At 61.1% G+C, this 14,624-nt stretch carries 16 protein-coding genes; 12 read left to right on the top strand and 4 right to left on the bottom strand.

The features are described from left to right. Window positions 1-5 precede the first annotated feature (5 nt). Complete coding sequence (araH, locus tag J3P94_RS19780) at window positions 6-974, top strand: L-arabinose ABC transporter permease AraH (protein WP_305496039.1); 969 nt, start codon at window positions 6-8, stop codon at window positions 972-974. Between the two features lie 140 nt (window positions 975-1,114). Here the strand turns inward: araH and J3P94_RS19775 are convergent, their stop codons facing one another. Together J3P94_RS19775 and J3P94_RS19770 are read right to left on the bottom strand one after the other, a co-directional pair. Continuing rightward, window positions 1,115-1,495, bottom strand: coding sequence for a Rho termination factor N-terminal domain-containing protein (locus J3P94_RS19775; protein WP_434569341.1), 381 nt, complete (start codon window positions 1,493-1,495; stop codon window positions 1,115-1,117). Between the two features lie 47 nt (window positions 1,496-1,542). Next, window positions 1,543-1,884, bottom strand: a complete 342-nt coding sequence (locus tag J3P94_RS19770) for a hypothetical protein (RefSeq protein ID WP_305496037.1) — start codon at window positions 1,882-1,884, stop codon at window positions 1,543-1,545. Between the two features lie 166 nt (window positions 1,885-2,050). Between J3P94_RS19770 and J3P94_RS19765 the strand changes: the two genes are divergently transcribed. Further along, a complete protein-coding gene (locus J3P94_RS19765; protein WP_434569340.1) occupies window positions 2,051-2,533 on the top strand; it encodes a GNAT family N-acetyltransferase in 483 nt (160 codons plus the stop codon). Between the two features lie 3 nt (window positions 2,534-2,536). Here J3P94_RS19765 and J3P94_RS19760 read toward each other — a convergent pair whose 3' ends face one another. Further along, window positions 2,537-3,169 carry a glutathione S-transferase family protein gene (locus J3P94_RS19760; protein ID WP_434569339.1) on the bottom strand — a complete coding sequence of 211 codons (633 nt, stop codon included), beginning with the start codon at window positions 3,167-3,169 and terminating at the stop codon, window positions 2,537-2,539. A gap of 184 nt (window positions 3,170-3,353) precedes the next feature. Here J3P94_RS19760 and J3P94_RS19755 point away from each other — a divergent pair, with 184 nt between their 5' ends. The 5 genes from J3P94_RS19755 to J3P94_RS19735 all read left to right on the top strand — a co-directional run bounded on the left by J3P94_RS19755 (window position 3,354) and on the right by J3P94_RS19735 (window position 8,527). After that, the gene (locus tag J3P94_RS19755; RefSeq protein ID WP_434569338.1) at window positions 3,354-4,337 is read left to right on the top strand and encodes a 2-dehydro-3-deoxygalactonokinase; all 984 of its coding nucleotides are present in this window, start codon (window positions 3,354-3,356) and stop codon (window positions 4,335-4,337) included. Between the two features lie 19 nt (window positions 4,338-4,356). Continuing rightward, window positions 4,357-4,977, top strand: a complete 621-nt coding sequence (locus tag J3P94_RS19750; protein WP_434569337.1) for a 2-dehydro-3-deoxy-6-phosphogalactonate aldolase — start codon at window positions 4,357-4,359, stop codon at window positions 4,975-4,977. 49 nt (window positions 4,978-5,026) lie between these two features. Continuing rightward, window positions 5,027-6,175: a galactonate dehydratase gene (gene dgoD / locus J3P94_RS19745; protein ID WP_186707213.1), complete on the top strand. Its 1,149-nt coding sequence runs from the start codon at window positions 5,027-5,029 to the stop codon at window positions 6,173-6,175. Between the two features lie 177 nt (window positions 6,176-6,352). Then, window positions 6,353-7,663, top strand: a complete 1,311-nt coding sequence (locus J3P94_RS19740) for an MFS transporter (RefSeq protein ID WP_305496032.1) — start codon at window positions 6,353-6,355, stop codon at window positions 7,661-7,663. 60 nt (window positions 7,664-7,723) lie between these two features. Beyond that, a complete protein-coding gene (locus J3P94_RS19735) occupies window positions 7,724-8,527 on the top strand; it encodes an IclR family transcriptional regulator (RefSeq protein ID WP_013693986.1) in 804 nt (267 codons plus the stop codon). 85 nt (window positions 8,528-8,612) lie between these two features. Here J3P94_RS19735 and J3P94_RS19730 read toward each other — a convergent pair whose 3' ends face one another. Continuing rightward, window positions 8,613-10,277, bottom strand: a complete 1,665-nt coding sequence (locus J3P94_RS19730; RefSeq protein WP_434569336.1) for an electron transfer flavoprotein-ubiquinone oxidoreductase — start codon at window positions 10,275-10,277, stop codon at window positions 8,613-8,615. Between the two features lie 546 nt (window positions 10,278-10,823). Here J3P94_RS19730 and J3P94_RS19725 point away from each other — a divergent pair. From J3P94_RS19725 to J3P94_RS19705, 5 genes are all read left to right on the top strand, one after another. Continuing rightward, on the top strand, window positions 10,824-11,573 hold the full coding sequence (locus tag J3P94_RS19725) for an electron transfer flavoprotein subunit beta/FixA family protein (RefSeq protein ID WP_024776877.1): 750 nt from the start codon (window positions 10,824-10,826) through the stop codon (window positions 11,571-11,573). A gap of 2 nt (window positions 11,574-11,575) precedes the next feature. Continuing rightward, entirely contained in the window at window positions 11,576-12,505 is a 930-nt protein-coding gene (locus tag J3P94_RS19720) for an electron transfer flavoprotein subunit alpha/FixB family protein (protein ID WP_434569335.1), read from the top strand. Between the two features lie 75 nt (window positions 12,506-12,580). After that, window positions 12,581-13,405 carry a substrate-binding periplasmic protein gene (locus J3P94_RS19715; protein ID WP_434569334.1) on the top strand — a complete coding sequence of 275 codons (825 nt, stop codon included), beginning with the start codon at window positions 12,581-12,583 and terminating at the stop codon, window positions 13,403-13,405. A gap of 9 nt (window positions 13,406-13,414) precedes the next feature. Further along, complete coding sequence (locus J3P94_RS19710) at window positions 13,415-13,774, top strand: DUF4398 domain-containing protein (RefSeq protein ID WP_434569333.1); 360 nt, start codon at window positions 13,415-13,417, stop codon at window positions 13,772-13,774. Then, window positions 13,771-14,580 (top strand): OmpA family protein, encoded by an 810-nt coding sequence (locus tag J3P94_RS19705; RefSeq protein WP_434569332.1) that lies wholly within the window; start codon window positions 13,771-13,773, stop codon window positions 14,578-14,580. Before J3P94_RS19710 ends, J3P94_RS19705 begins: the two co-directional genes overlap by 4 nt. The last annotated feature ends 44 nt before the right edge of the window (window positions 14,581-14,624 follow it).

Raw genomic sequence — 14,624 nt, 5'->3', positions numbered from 1 at the left:
TAATCATGACCATTCAAAACAATGCACTGCCAACGGCACGCAAGCCCCTCGACCTGCGCCGCTTCCTCGACGACTGGGTCATGCTGCTGGCGGCTATCGGCATCTTTGTGCTCTGCACCCTGATGATCGACAACTTCCTGTCGCCGCTGAACATGCGGGGCCTGGGCCTGGCGATTTCCACCACCGGCATTGCCGCCTGCACCATGCTTTATTGCCTGGCTTCCGGGCACTTCGACCTGTCGGTGGGCTCGGTGATTGCCTGTGCCGGCGTGGTCGCTGCCGTGGTAATGCGCGACACCAACAGCGTGTTCCTCGGTGTCAGCGCGGCGCTGGTGATGGGCCTGATCGTCGGTCTGATCAACGGCATCGTCATTGCGAAACTACGGGTCAACGCGTTGATCACGACGCTGGCGACGATGCAGATCGTTCGCGGCCTGGCGTATATCTTCGCCAACGGTAAAGCGGTCGGCGTGTCCCAGGAATCGTTCTTCGTGTTCGGCAACGGCCAGCTGTTTGGCGTGCCGGTGCCGATCCTGATCACGATTGTCTGCTTCCTGTTCTTCGGCTGGTTGTTGAACTACACCACCTACGGGCGCAACACCATGGCCATCGGCGGCAACCAGGAAGCGGCGTTGCTGGCGGGGGTGAACGTTGATCGCACCAAGATCATCATCTTCGCCGTGCATGGCGTGATTGGCGCGCTGGCGGGTGTGATCCTGGCGTCGCGCATGACCTCGGGCCAACCGATGATCGGCCAGGGCTTCGAGCTGACGGTGATCTCGGCTTGTGTATTGGGCGGGGTTTCGCTGAGTGGCGGGATCGGCATGATCCGCCATGTCATTGCCGGTGTACTGATCCTCGCGATCATCGAGAACGCGATGAACCTGAAGAATATCGACACCTTCTACCAGTACGTCATCCGTGGTTCGATCCTGTTGCTGGCGGTGGTGATCGACCGGTTGAAGCAGCGCTGAAGGTCAGTGGCGACTGATCTTCCACTATCGCGAGCAAGCTCGCTCCCACAGGGTTTGTGCCCGGCGCAGAAACACAGCGCAACGCAGATCCTATGTAGGAGCGAGCCTGCTCGCGAAGCCGTTCTTGCTGACGCCAACAATTACCCAGCCTTGCGCAACGCCTCGACCAACTCCTGCTTGCGCATCTTCGAGCGTCCGGGGATGTTTTTCGCCCGGGCTTCCTTCATCAGGCTTTCTACCGTCTGAGCCTCATGGGAGGCGTTGCTGGTGCGCGGATGGCCTTCACGCGACTTGACGGCGCGCCGGGCCGATTCCTTGCGGTCGGATTGCTTGGCCTCGGCGGGTTTTTTCTTGCCGGACCCACCGGAGCGTTCGCCACCCCCGGACTGCTTGTTGACTGTCGCCCAGGCCCGAGCTTCGGCCTTGCCCTCCGGCACGCCTTTTTGCTCATAACTCTCTTCGATGTGCTCGGCCTTGCGCTTTTGCTTGTCGGTGTATTTGTCTTTGCTTCCACGAGGCATGAACTGTTCCTCCTCTGGTGTGTGAGCAGAGTCACCTGCGAGCCAGGCTATTGGTTGGCACCACCTTCCGAACCGGAGCCGCCGGTCGTGGTTTTCGAACCTACGCCGGTGTCGGCGTTATCCGGAGCGGTGGAGTCCGGGGTGTTCATGCCGCCCTGGCGACCGGTGTCGTTGCCCTGGACTCGCGGATCGGTGCCCGTGGCGGGCGGCTGGCCATTGTTCAAGGTGCCGCCGGTGCCATCGGTATTCAGCTTGGGCAAGCCTTGGGTGGCGGGCGAGTTCGGTGCCTGTACCGGATCGGTCGGGCCGGTCCCTGAAGTCGTGGCCGCGAAAGCCGCCGAGGACAACAAAGCGGCAAATGTGAACGCAGTCAGCCTGGAACTGATCATGGTGTAGCCTCCATTTTAGGAATGCTTGCCTGATTTTTGGCCGCGCGGGAGCGGGGATGGTGCCTTGAGGGCGACGAACGGTACTTTGAAAGTTGTCTTCAGAAGATGTGACGAGCGCCGCGCAGCGGCTTAGTATGGTGCTTTCATTTGGCTACAAGGCCCGTTCATGTCGATCGAGATCCGTCCTGCGCAACCCAGCGATGCGCCGCAAATCCTTGCCTTCATCACTGAGCTTGCCGATTACGAAAAAGCCCGCCACGAAGTCATCGCCAGCGTTACCGATATCGAGCGCAGCCTGTTCAGCGAAGGCGCAACCGCCCATGGGTTGATGTGCCTGCGTGATGGCGTGCCGATCGGTTTCGCGGTGTTTTTCTTCAGTTACTCCACTTGGCTGGGCAGCAATTGCCTGTACCTCGAAGACCTCTATATCACTCCCGAACAACGCGGCGGCGGGGCGGGCAAGACGTTGTTGCGGCATCTGGCGAAGATCGCCTGCGACAACGACTGCGGTCGCTTCGAGTGGAGTGTCCTGGACTGGAACACCCCGGCCATCGAATTCTACAAATCCCTCGGCGCGCAACCCCAGGAAGAGTGGGTGCGATACCGCATGGATGGCAAGGTGCTGCGGGATTTCGCCAACGGCAATTAAGGCTTACGAGTAGGCGCTGGACGCGTACTCGGCAAATCCGGGACGCTGTTCGAGCCGCTTGCAATAGGCGGCCACGGCTGGATAGTCCGGACGCTCCATGGGCGTCTGGCGCCAGCGGTGCGCGGACAGGCCGATAAGCACGTCCGCCAGGGAAAATTTCGCGCCGGCCACATAGGCGCCGGTGTGATTTAACTGCTGCTCGAGCAACCCCATCTTCTCGTTCCAGCCTTTAACCCCGGCAGCGATGAGCTGTGGGTCCTGGAAATCCGGATGTTTGCGCACCAACCCATAAAACGCATCCCCCCACGACGGATTGAGCTCCGTGGCTTGCCAGTCCATCCACTGCTCGACGCGCGCGCGGGCGGCAGGTTCGATGGGCAACAAATCGGCGCGCCCATGCTTGCCCACCAGGTAGCGGCAAATAGTGTTCGACTCCCAGAGCACGCCGTTCTCATCAATGATCACCGGCACCTGGGCGTTGGGGTTGAGGGCCAGGAATGCCGGGTCATGGGTCGACGCAAAGCCGATGCCCCAATCTTCGCGTTCGTAAGGGATGTCCAGTTCCTGACAGGTCCAGAGTACTTTTCTGACGTTGATCGAAGAGGTGCGGCCGAGGATCTTCAGTGAATGTTCCATTTTTTGTCCCTGATGTTTGGCGTCCGGTCAAAAAACGTAGCAGGGTCTCATGCAGATAGCGATCGTTTTGCGGGACGCTTTTTTATCCCAATATATGGGAGTGATATTTATATATTGAGATTTTCCAGCGCCCGGGTTTATAGTCCGCTTCACTCACTGCCAATAAACAAAACAGGTGAAGCGGATGCAGGCGCAATTGATAGCGCTCGATTGGGGTACCACCTCATTACGAGCTTACAAACTTGCCGCTGGAGGCGAGGTGCTCGAACAGCGTTCGCTGTCGTCGGGGATCATGCAGTTGCCGTCCGGGCCGCGCACGGTCGCCGGCCAGGAGTGCAACAACGGTTTCGAACTGGCCTTCGATGAAGCCTGCGGCGACTGGCTCGATGCGCAGCCAGGTTTGCCCGTCATCGCTTGTGGCATGATCGGCAGCGCCCAGGGCTGGTGTGAAGCGCCTTACTGCGACACGCCGGCAAACGTCGCCAACCTCGGACATTCCCTACAGGTCATCCGCAGTCTTCGCGGAGTCGATGTGCACATTGTGCCGGGAGTGATCCAACGTTCCCGGCTGCCCAATGTCATGCGCGGCGAAGAAACCCAGGTGCTCGGTGCGTTGGCCAGCCTGCCGAACGAAGCGGTGCTGATCGGCCTGCCGGGCAGCCATTCGAAATGGGTGGAAGTGGCCGATGGCTGCATCGTGCATTTCGACACCTTCATGACCGGCGAGATCTTCGCCGTGCTCAGCGATCACAGCATTCTCGGCCGCACCCAGCAACGCGGTGTGGCGTTCGACGGCGCGGCGTTTGATCGTGGCGTGCAGGTAGCGCTGTCGGTAGACGGCCAGATCGGCCCGCTGTCCACGGTATTCAGCGCCCGCAGCCTGGGCTTGACCGGCGAACTCGGTGCCAGCGCCCAGGCCGACTATCTTTCCGGCCTGCTCATCGGCCATGAACTGACCGCCCTGGCCGCCGTGCAGCGGCAGCGACGCAACAGCGTGCATCTGCCAACGGTGGTGCTGATCGGCAACTCTCAACTATGTGCCCGCTATCAACGGGCTCTCGACGCCTGCGGGTTCGCCCGCGTGACCCTGGCCGAACAGGCCACCGAACGCGGGCTGTGGCAACTGGCCGTGGCGGCCGGGCTGCTCGATTCCACCGCATCGCGCTAAACCTCACTGGAGACCTGAAATGCTCACCCAAGCACTGGCGCAAAACGGGCTGATCGCGATCTTGCGCGGCCTACGTCCCGAAGAGGCGGCCGCTGTCGGCAAAGTCCTTTATGACGCCGGATTTCGCGTCATCGAAGTACCGCTCAATTCTCCTGAGCCGTACGAAAGTATCCGCATCCTGCGCAGCACGTTGCCCGCCGATTGCCTGATCGGTGCCGGCACCGTGCTCACACCGGAGCAGGTCGAGCAGGTGAAAGCGGCTGGCGGCCAGGTGATCGTCATGCCCCACAGCGATCCAAAGGTGCTGCGCGCGGCGAAAGCGGCGGGCCTGTACCTGTCGCCCGGCGTCGCCACGCCCACCGAAGCCTTCGCCGCGCTGGCCGAGGGTGCTCATGTGTTGAAGATGTTTCCGGCCGAGCAGATGGGCCCGGCAGTGGTGAAGGCCTGGCTTGCGGTATTGCCGACCGGGACCGTGCTGGTGCCGGTGGGCGGGATCACGCCGGACAACATGGCGGTGTTCATCGAGGCTGGCGTCAAGGGTTTCGGCCTCGGTTCCGGGCTGTTCAAGCCGGGCCTGACAGTGGACGAAGTGGCGGTGCGCGCCAAGGCCTACGTGGCCGCATGGAACGCTTTGAGCTGAAGACTTTCCCAGCGCCCCGCGCGCTGCATCCGACAAGAGAGACAAGAAGATGAAAATCACCAAGTTGACCACCTTTATCGTTCCGCCGCGCTGGTGCTTCCTCAAGGTCGAGACCGATGAGGGCGTGACGGGTTGGGGCGAGCCGGTGGTCGAAGGCCGTGCCCACACGGTGGCGGCCGCCGTCGAGGAACTGTCCGACTACCTGATCGGCAAAGACCCACGCAACATCGAGGACATCTGGACCGTGCTCTATCGCGGCGGTTTCTACCGAGGTGGTGCCATTCACATGAGCGCGCTGGCCGGTATCGATCAGGCGTTATGGGACATCAAGGGCAAGGCCTTGGGCGTGTCGGTCAGCGATCTGCTGGGCGGCCAGGTGCGCGACAAGATCCGCGTCTATTCGTGGATCGGCGGCGACCGCCCGGCGGACACCGCCCGAGCGGCGAAAGAAGCCGTGGGGCGGGGCTTCACGGCGGTGAAGATGAACGGCACCGAGGAGCTGCAATTTCTCGACACGTTTGAAAAAGTCGACCTGGCCCTGGCCAACGTGGCGGCGGTGCGCGATGCGGTCGGGCCGAACGTCGGCATTGGCGTGGACTTCCATGGCCGCGTGCACAAGCCGATGGCCAAGGTGCTGATGAAGGAGCTCGACCCTTACAAGTTGATGTTCATCGAGGAGCCGGTGCTCAGCGAAAACTACGAAGCGCTCAAGGAACTGGCACCCCTGACCAGCACGCCGATCGCCTTGGGCGAACGGTTGTTCTCGCGCTGGGACTTCAAGCGGGTGCTCAGCGAAGGCTACGTGGACATCATCCAGCCGGATGCCTCCCACGCCGGCGGCATCACCGAAACCCGCAAGATCGCCAACATGGCCGAGGCCTATGACGTGGCGCTGGCGTTGCACTGCCCGCTGGGCCCGATCGCGCTGGCGGCGTGCCTGCAGCTGGACGCGGTTTGCTACAACGCGTTCATCCAGGAGCAGAGCCTGGGTATCCATTACAACGAGAGCAACGACTTGCTGGATTACATCAAGGATCCGCAGGTGTTCGACTATGACAAAGGCTTCGTGAAGATCCCCAACGGCCCGGGCCTGGGCATCGAGATCAACGAGGAATACGTCATCGAGCGCGCGGCCATCGGCCACCGCTGGCGCAACCCGATCTGGCGCCATGCCGATGGCAGTTTTGCCGAGTGGTGAGTCACGCCTGACCCTGTGGGAGCGAGCTTGCTCGCGATGGCAATGCATCAGTCACAGATGCGCCAACTGACACACCGTCATCGCGAGCAAGCTCGCTCCCACAATTGGATCTTCGCAAGCAGGGAGATCTCTTCGATGCGCCCGTTTCCTCAATAAACATAAAAAGAGGCACCTCACATGCAAGCGCACACCCTTAGCGCGCAGGCGTCGTTGGTGACGCCCAGCCGCAAGCGTTTTTTCATCATGGTCCTGCTGTTCATCACCGTGGTGATCAATTACCTGGACCGCAGCAACCTCTCGATTGCCGCCCCCGCACTGACCAGCGAACTGGGGATCGATCCGATCCATGTCGGGCTGATTTTCTCGGCGTTCGGCTGGACCTACGCCGCCATGCAGATTCCCGGTGGCTGGCTGGTGGACCGCGTGCCGCCACGCATTCTCTACAGCGTGGCGCTGCTGCTCTGGTCGGTGGCCACGGTGATGCTCGGTTTCGCTGCTAGCTTCATCGCGCTGTTTGTCCTGCGCATGGCCGTCGGCGCCCTGGAAGCGCCGGCTTATCCGATCAACAGCCGCGTGGTCACCACTTGGTTTCCCGAGCGTGAACGGGCCACGGCAATCGGTTTTTATACGTCCGGGCAATTTGTCGGCCTGGCATTCCTGACGCCGGTCCTGGCCTGGCTGCAGCATGCCTTCGGCTGGCACATGGTGTTCGTCGTGACCGGTGCCGTCGGCATTCTCTGGGCGGTGATCTGGTACGCGGTGTATCGCGAGCCGCGGGATTTCAAAGGCGCCAACGCCGCTGAAATCGAACTGATCCGCGAAGGCGGCGGGCTGGTGGATATCCAGGCCGAGACGGCCAAGGCCAAGGCGAAATTCAGCTGGACCGATCTCGGCATCGTCCTGACCCAGCGCAAGCTCTGGGGGATTTACCTGGGCCAGTTCTGCCTCAACTCCACGCTGTGGTTCTTCCTGACGTGGTTTCCGACCTACCTGGTGAAATATCGCGGCATGGACTTCATCAAGTCCGGCTTGCTGGCGTCGCTGCCGTTCCTCGCGGCGTTTGTCGGCGTGTTGTGTTCCGGGTTCTTTTCCGACTGGCTGATCCGTCGCGGCGCCACAGTGGGGTTCGCGCGCAAGCTGCCGATTATCGGTGGTCTGTTGATTTCCACGGCAATCATCGGCGCCAATTTCGTCGAGTCGACGCCGCTGGTGATTGCATTCCTGGCCCTGGCCTTTTTCGGCAACGGCCTGGCGTCGATCACCTGGTCGCTGGTATCGACTCTGGCGCCGGCACGGCTGTTGGGGTTGACGGGTGGGGTGTTCAATTTCATCGGCAACCTGGCGGCCATCGCCACGCCGATCGTCATTGGTTTTCTCGCCAGCGGCGATTCGTTTGCCCCGGCCATCACCTACATCGCCGTTCTGGCGTTGATTGGCGCGCTCTCCTACATCCTGCTGGTCGGGAAAGTGGAGCGCATCGAGTTGTAGTCCCGAGGGGCGGGCGACCATAATGCCGCCCGTTCCCCCGCTCATTGTGAAAGGCCGGATATGCAGCAAGACGATCCAAAAATCACCAAGGACGCCGCGCCTACAGGCACCCAGACATTGCTGCGTGGCCTGGGCGTGGTCCAGGCGGTCGCCAGCGGCGCCCGTGACTTGAAGGAAATCGCCCGGCTGATCGGCACCACCCGCAGCACCACCCATCGCCTCGCCAGTTGCCTGGTGGACGAGCGTTATCTGCGCGTGGTGCCGCAAGTGGGCTATCTGCTGGGGCCGAAGCTGATCGAGCTGGGTTTCCAGGCGCGGGAAGAACTGCCGTTGGTGAGCCTGGCGGGGCCGTACCTGGACGAGCTGTCGGCGCTCACCGGAGACACCGTCCACCTGGCGATTCGCGAGGGCGACGAGGTCCTGTACCTGTTGAAAAATCCGGGCCGCAACGGACCGGAAATGCGCTCACGGGTGGGCCACCGCATGCCGCTCGCGCGCACCGGGATCGGCAAGGCACTGATGCTCGATGACTCCCAGGAGCAATGGAAAAGGCTGTACGAGATCAGCCTTCCAGCGGGTGGGAAGAATCAGTTCTGGCCCCAGCATCAGGAGCAATCCTGGGAGCAGTTCCAGCAACGAATGGTGGAATACGTAGCAGGCGGCTATGCCTTCGACCTCGAAGACAACGAACCGTCGATTCGTTGCGTGGCGGCACCGATCCGCGACGCCGGCAAGCGTATCGTCGCCGGTATCAGCATCGCCAGCACCGTGCCGTACATGCCGCTGGAAAAGATGGCCGAGCTGATTCCCCTGGTCAAAGGCGTCACCGCGCGGCTGTCGGCGGAGCTGGGCGCCAAGGTCTGACGCCCGTCACTCATGGTGTTGGGGTTTTTTGTGGTAGGCAACAAAAAGGCCCCCATTCGGGAGCCTTGATGTTCAGCGGATCGGCTTACATGTTCGGGTAGGTCGGTCCGCCGGCGCCTTCCGGCGTGACCCAGGTGATGTTCTGTGCAGGGTCCTTGATGTCGCAGGTCTTGCAGTGAACGCAGTTCTGGGCATTGATCTGGAAGCGCTTCTCACCGTCTTCCTTGGTGATCACTTCGTACACGCCGGCCGGGCAGTAGCGCTGGGCCGGTTCGTCATACAGTGGCAGGTTCTTGCCGATCGGGATGCTCGGGTCGGTCAGCTTCAGGTGGCAAGGCTGTTCTTCTTCATGGTTGGTACCGGAGATGAACACCGAACTGAGCTTGTCGAAGCTGATCTTGCCGTCCGGTTTCGGGTAGTCGATCTTCTTGCAATCGGCCGCCAGTTTCAGGCACGCATAATCCGGCTTGGTATCGCGCAGGGTGAACGGAATCTTGCCGCCGAAGATGTTCTGGTCGAGCCAGTTGAAGCCGCCGCCGACGATCGCGCCGTACTTGTGGATCGCTGCGCCGAAGTTGCGACTGGCGAACAGTTCTTCGTACAACCAGCTGCTCTTGAAGCCATCGACATAGGCGGTCAGTTCGTCACCGCCTTCGGACTCGGCGAACAGGCGATCAGCCACTGCTTCGGCGGCGAGCATGCCCGACTTCATTGCGGTGTGGCTGCCCTTGATCTTGGCGAAGTTCAACGTACCGAGGTCGCAACCGATCAGCGCGCCGCCCTTGAAGATCATTTTCGGCAACGAATTCAGGCCGCCCTTGGCGATGGCGCGAGCACCGTAACTGACGCGCTTGCCACCTTCCAGATACTGCTTGAGCACCGGGTGATGCTTGAGGCGCTGGAACTCGTCGAACGGCGACAGAAAGGTGTTGCTGTAGGAAAGATCGACGATCAGACCGACCACCACCTGATTGTTTTCCAGGTGATAAAGGAACGAGCCGCCGGTGTTTTCGGTGCCCATGATGTCCAGCGGCCAACCGGCGGTGTGCACCACCAGGCCAGGCTGATGCTTGGCCGGGTCGATTTCCCAGATCTCTTTCAGACCGATGCCGTAGTGCTGGGTGTCGGCCTCGCTGTCCAGGTTGAAGCGCTTGATCAGTTGCTTGCCGATGTGACCACGGCAGCCTTCGGCGAACAGCGTGTACTTGCCACGCAGTTCCATGCCTGGGGTGTAGAGGCCTTCCTTCGGGTTGCCTTCACGGTCGACACCCAGGTCGCCGGTGATGATGCCGCGAACCACGCCGTTTTCATCGAACAGCGCTTCCTGGGCGGCGAAGCCAGGGTAGATTTCCACGCCCAGGTTCTCGGCCTGCTGGGCCAGCCAGCGGCACAGGTTGCCCAGGGAAATAATATAGTTGCCTTCGTTGTGCATGGTCTTGGGCACAAAGAAGTCGGGGATTTTGCTCGCCGCCTCGGCGTTTCGCAGGACATAAATGTCATCGCGCACGACCGGCGTGTTCAACGGCGCGCCGAGTTCTTTCCAGTCCGGGAACAGTTCGTTCAGAGCACGCGGTTCGAACACCGCGCCGGAGAGAATGTGCGCACCGACTTCGGAGCCTTTTTCGACCACGCAGACGCTGATTTCCTTACCGGCTTCGGCGGCCTTCTGTTTCAGTCGGCAAGCGGCAGACAGGCCAGCGGGGCCGGCACCGACGATGACCACGTCGAATTCCATGTATTCGCGTTCCACAGGCTATCTCCTACTCAAGGCTCAACAGTTTTTTCTAATTGGAGGTTTGGCGTTGCATCCGTTATTTCCTTCGCCGAGCGACGAAAGCGACAATGGATGACCCGCGCTTCTCTCTCTGAGCGGCGCATTATATCTACACCACTCTTGGGGTCCAATACAAACGTTCGTTTGAAATTGCCGCAGCCCAGATAAATCACTGACGTACGGCTTATGACCGACCATTTTGCCGTATTGACCGGAATAGGCGTTCCGGTCAAGATACGGGCGGTTTTGCGCTCGCCGTAGGCTGACTGTTGGTTTCAAGAGCACCTCTAAAGACAGGGCGAAGGCAGCACAAAGTGACGAGGTGCGCGGTTCGGACGCGCAGTTTACACGCCGCGATAATGAATGACTCATCGGTCATCACTGACGAATGGTCTTCACTCCCGTGAGCAAGGTCATGTGTGGTTCATGCCGGCGTTTTTAGAGGTGCCCTTGCGCCCATGATCATCAACCGCCAGGTTCGCCCAGGCGACTTTCTTTTCACCGGAGAGTAACGAGGAATCCATGAAGGTTCTTGTAGCTGTCAAACGAGTGGTCGACTATAACGTCAAGGTTCGCGTCAAGGCGGACAACTCCGGCGTCGACCTCGCCAACGTCAAGATGTCGATGAACCCCTTCTGCGAAATCGCCGTGGAAGAAGCCGTACGCCTGAAAGAGAAAGGCGTGGCAACCGAGATCGTTGTCGTCTCCATCGGCCCGACCACCGCCCAGGAGCAACTGCGTACTGCGCTGGCGCTGGGTGCCGATCGCGCCATCCTCGTCGAATCCGCCGAAGAGCTGACTTCCCTGGCCGTTGCCAAACTGTTGAAAGCCGTTGTCGACAAGGAACAGCCTCAGCTGGTGATCCTCGGCAAACAGGCCATCGACAGCGACAACAACCAGACCGGCCAGATGCTTGCTGCGTTGAGCGGCTACGGCCAGGGCACCTTCGCTTCGAAAGTCGAAGTGTCCGGCGACAGCGTTGCTGTGACCCGCGAGATCGACGGCGGCGCGCAGACGGTTTCCCTGAAACTGCCGGCCATTGTCACCACCGACCTGCGTTTGAACGAGCCGCGTTATGCGTCCCTGCCAAACATCATGAAAGCCAAGAAGAAGCCGCTTGAAGTGCTGACTCCGGATGCTTTGGGCGTTTCCACCGCCTCCACCAACAAGACCCTGAAGGTCGAAGCGCCGGCTGCACGCAGCGCGGGCATCAAGGTCAAGTCGGTGGCTGAACTGGTCGAGAAACTGAAAAACGAAGCGAAGGTAATCTGACTATGACTATCTTGGTAATCGCCGAACACGATAACAAGGCGCTGGCTCCGGCCACGCTGAACACCGTTGCTGCCGCGGCCAAAATCGGTGGCGATGTGCACGTGCTGGTGGCCGGGCAGGGCGCGAGTGCCGTTGCCGAAGCTGCTGCTAAAATTGCCGGCGTGGCAAAAGTACTGTCGGCCGACAACGCCGCCTACGCACATCAGCTGCCGGAAAACGTTGCTCCGCTGGTTGCCGAGCTGGGCAAGGGCTACAGCCACATCCTGGCTGCCGCTACCTCCAACGGCAAGAACATCCTGCCGCGCGTGGCTGCCGCACTGGACGTCGACCAGATCTCCGAAATCATCTCGGTGGAAAGCGCCGATACTTTCAAGCGCCCGATCTACGCCGGCAACGCCATCGCCACCGTACAATCGACCGCTGCGATCAAGGTCATCACCGTGCGCGCCACCGGTTTCGACCCGGTTGCCGCCGAAGGTGGCTCGGCTGCCGTTGAAGCGGTAGGCGCTGCTCATAACGCCGGCATCTCCAGCTTCGTCAACGAAGAACTGGCCAAGTCCGACCGTCCTGAACTGACCGCTGCCAAGATCGTCGTTTCCGGCGGTCGCGGCATGCAGAACGGTGACAACTTCAAGCACCTGTACGCCCTGGCCGACAAGCTGGGCGCTGCCGTCGGCGCTTCCCGCGCCGCGGTCGACGCAGGTTTTGTGCCCAACGACATGCAGGTCGGCCAGACCGGCAAGATCGTTGCGCCACAGCTGTACATCGCCGTCGGTATCTCCGGCGCGATCCAGCACCTGGCCGGCATGAAAGACTCCAAGGTGATCGTTGCGATCAACAAGGACGAAGAAGCGCCGATCTTCCAGGTGGCCGATTATGGCCTGGTGGCTGACCTGTTCGAAGCCATCCCCGAGCTGGAGAAGCTGGTCTAATCCGGCGTCTTCACTTATAAAGAGCCCGGCCTTTGGCCGGGTTTTTTTATTTCTGCTTCCGGGGAGCGTAGCGCCATGGATCTTCGCCGTTTGGCCGGTTGGTCGTTGTTGTGGACATTGGCTTGCATGCCAGGCCTGTCTGTCGCCGCTGGCAAATGTGAGCGTCTGGTCGCCACTGGCAGCCCCGATGCGCCGCCTTATCTTTGGCAAGACCCCCAGGACCCCAAGCACCTGATCGGCGCTGGCGCCGAACTGCTGGAGCAGGTGGCGCAGGCGCTGGGGATCAAGATCGAGCTGCTCTACGCCGGCAAGCGTGCCCAGGCATTGGACGAGGTGCGCAGCGGGCGCATGGACCTGCTCACCGATGCTCCGCTGACCACGAACGGGCTGGAAAGCCTCGATTACGTGCATCCGGCCTTGCTGGAAAATGACTACCTGGTCTGGACCCGCAAGGATTCGACGTTGCTCATCACCCGGCCCGAGGACCTTCACGGACATCCCGGAGCCTTGTCGGAGAAGGCCCGAATGACCCAGGGATTCAGCGTCTTTGCCGAGCAGAACCTAACCCTGACCCGGACGCCCAACCTGACCCAGGCCTTTCAGAAATTGCTGCTGGGTGAAGTGGAATATGTCTTGGCAGGACGCTACTCGGGCATGGCGATGGCGCAGACATTGGGGATGGCCAACGATCTGCAGGCGGTACCGCAACCGGTGGATAAACCGGGATTGTTCCTCGCGGTTTCCCATAACTCCGCCTGCAACGACCCATGGTTGCGCGGACAGCTGGCGCAAAAGATGACAGAATTGGCCGCGTCCGGCCTGACGGAGGCTGTGTTGCAGCGCAATCTGGAGCGTTGGAGAACACAGTTGCAGCCACCTGTCAGTGCCCCAAAACAGTAGGGAACATTAGTGACTATTCGACCTCTTTTCGCTGCCCTGGCCGTTCTGGCTCTGGCGGGTTGTGCAGCCGATCCGGCGCCGAATGAACAGCTGCGCCTGACTGAACAGGCCATCGAGCAGGCCCATGCGGTGGGCGCCACCGCGGATGACGTGCCTGAACTTAAACTCGCCGAAGAAAAATTCGTCCGCGCCAAGAGCAACATGGCCGACGAATCCTACAAGAAGGCACGCATGCGCGCCGAGCAGGCCGAGCTGGACGCGCGCCTGGCCGAAGCGAAGGTGCTCAGTCTCAAGCGCCAGGAGCAGTTGAACGTGCTCGATACTCGAATCAAGCGCTTGCGCAAACAGTTGAGGGATGATGCCCAATGAAGCCGTCCCATGTATGTGGCAGCCTGGTCCTCGCGGGCCTCGCCAGTTTGTATGGCTGCGCCGGCCAGCGTAGCGAAGCGGCGCTGGAACAGGCCAGCGCCAGCTTCCAGAAGGTCAAGGAAGACGCCAATGTCCTGCGCGCCGCGCCCAAGGATGTCATCCGCGCCGGCGAATCCCTGGCCCGGGCCGATCGCCTGTCCAGCTATTGGGGCAGCGGCGAGGATGTCCAGCATTACGCTTACCTGAGCCAGCGCTACAGCGAGATCGCGCGGGAACACAGCAATCAGTTACTCAACGAAGAGCGCGCGGCGAAGCTTGAGCTGGAACGCCAGCGCCTGCAATTGGCCTTGCGCGAATCCAAGTTGCTGAGCGTCCAGCAGCAAGGCAAGTGGCTGGAAGAACAGATCATGGCGATGGCCACCACCCAGACTGATCGCGGCTTGGTGATGACCCTGGGTGACGTGCTGTTCGACACCGGCGAAGCGGAACTGAAGAACTCGGCCAACCGCGTGGTACTCAAGATCGTGCAGTTCCTGCAGCTCAATCCCAAGCGCGTGGTGCGTATCGAGGGCTATACCGACAGCACCGGCGGCAAGCAGGAGAACCTCAAGCTGTCCCGTGATCGCGCGCAGGCGGTTGCGGACGTGCTGGTGGACCTGGGAATCGATGAAAAACGCATTCAGGTCGAAGGCTACGGCGATCAATACCCGGTGGACGTCAACGCTTCCGAGCGTGGCCGGGCCCAGAACCGTCGTGTGGAAATCGTCTTTTCCGACGAGAAAGGCCAGCTAGGCGCCGCCCGCTGAGGGTTGCGTCACTGGAAAACCCGGCCCCTGCCAAGGCGCCGGGT

The organism is Pseudomonas sp. Z3-8 (assembly GCF_051131975.1).
Classification (GTDB): Bacteria; Pseudomonadota; Gammaproteobacteria; order Pseudomonadales; family Pseudomonadaceae; genus Aquipseudomonas.
This window is presented reverse-complemented; position numbering and strand designations above follow the sequence as displayed.

Bases quoted from the DNA above. Each gene is read 5' to 3' on its own strand.
- araH (WP_305496039.1), top strand. From the start codon at position 6: ATGACCATTCAAAACAATGCACTGCCAACGGCACGCAAGCCCCTCGAC.
- J3P94_RS19770 (WP_305496037.1), bottom strand. From the start codon at position 1,884: ATGATCAGTTCCAGGCTGACTGCGTTCACATTTGCCGCTTTGTTGTCC.
- J3P94_RS19735 (WP_013693986.1), top strand. From the start codon at position 7,724: ATGCAGCAAGACGATCCAAAAATCACCAAGGACGCCGCGCCTACAGGC.
- J3P94_RS19760 (WP_434569339.1), bottom strand. From the start codon at position 3,169: ATGGAACATTCACTGAAGATCCTCGGCCGCACCTCTTCGATCAACGTC.
- J3P94_RS19720 (WP_434569335.1), top strand. From the start codon at position 11,576: ATGACTATCTTGGTAATCGCCGAACACGATAACAAGGCGCTGGCTCCG.
- J3P94_RS19705 (WP_434569332.1), top strand. From the start codon at position 13,771: ATGAAGCCGTCCCATGTATGTGGCAGCCTGGTCCTCGCGGGCCTCGCC.
- J3P94_RS19755 (WP_434569338.1), top strand. From the start codon at position 3,354: ATGCAGGCGCAATTGATAGCGCTCGATTGGGGTACCACCTCATTACGA.
- J3P94_RS19715 (WP_434569334.1), top strand. From the start codon at position 12,581: ATGGATCTTCGCCGTTTGGCCGGTTGGTCGTTGTTGTGGACATTGGCT.
- J3P94_RS19725 (WP_024776877.1), top strand. From the start codon at position 10,824: ATGAAGGTTCTTGTAGCTGTCAAACGAGTGGTCGACTATAACGTCAAG.
- J3P94_RS19765 (WP_434569340.1), top strand. From the start codon at position 2,051: ATGTCGATCGAGATCCGTCCTGCGCAACCCAGCGATGCGCCGCAAATC.
- J3P94_RS19740 (WP_305496032.1), top strand. From the start codon at position 6,353: ATGCAAGCGCACACCCTTAGCGCGCAGGCGTCGTTGGTGACGCCCAGC.
- J3P94_RS19775 (WP_434569341.1), bottom strand. From the start codon at position 1,495: ATGCCTCGTGGAAGCAAAGACAAATACACCGACAAGCAAAAGCGCAAG.
- J3P94_RS19750 (WP_434569337.1), top strand. From the start codon at position 4,357: ATGCTCACCCAAGCACTGGCGCAAAACGGGCTGATCGCGATCTTGCGC.
- dgoD (WP_186707213.1), top strand. From the start codon at position 5,027: ATGAAAATCACCAAGTTGACCACCTTTATCGTTCCGCCGCGCTGGTGC.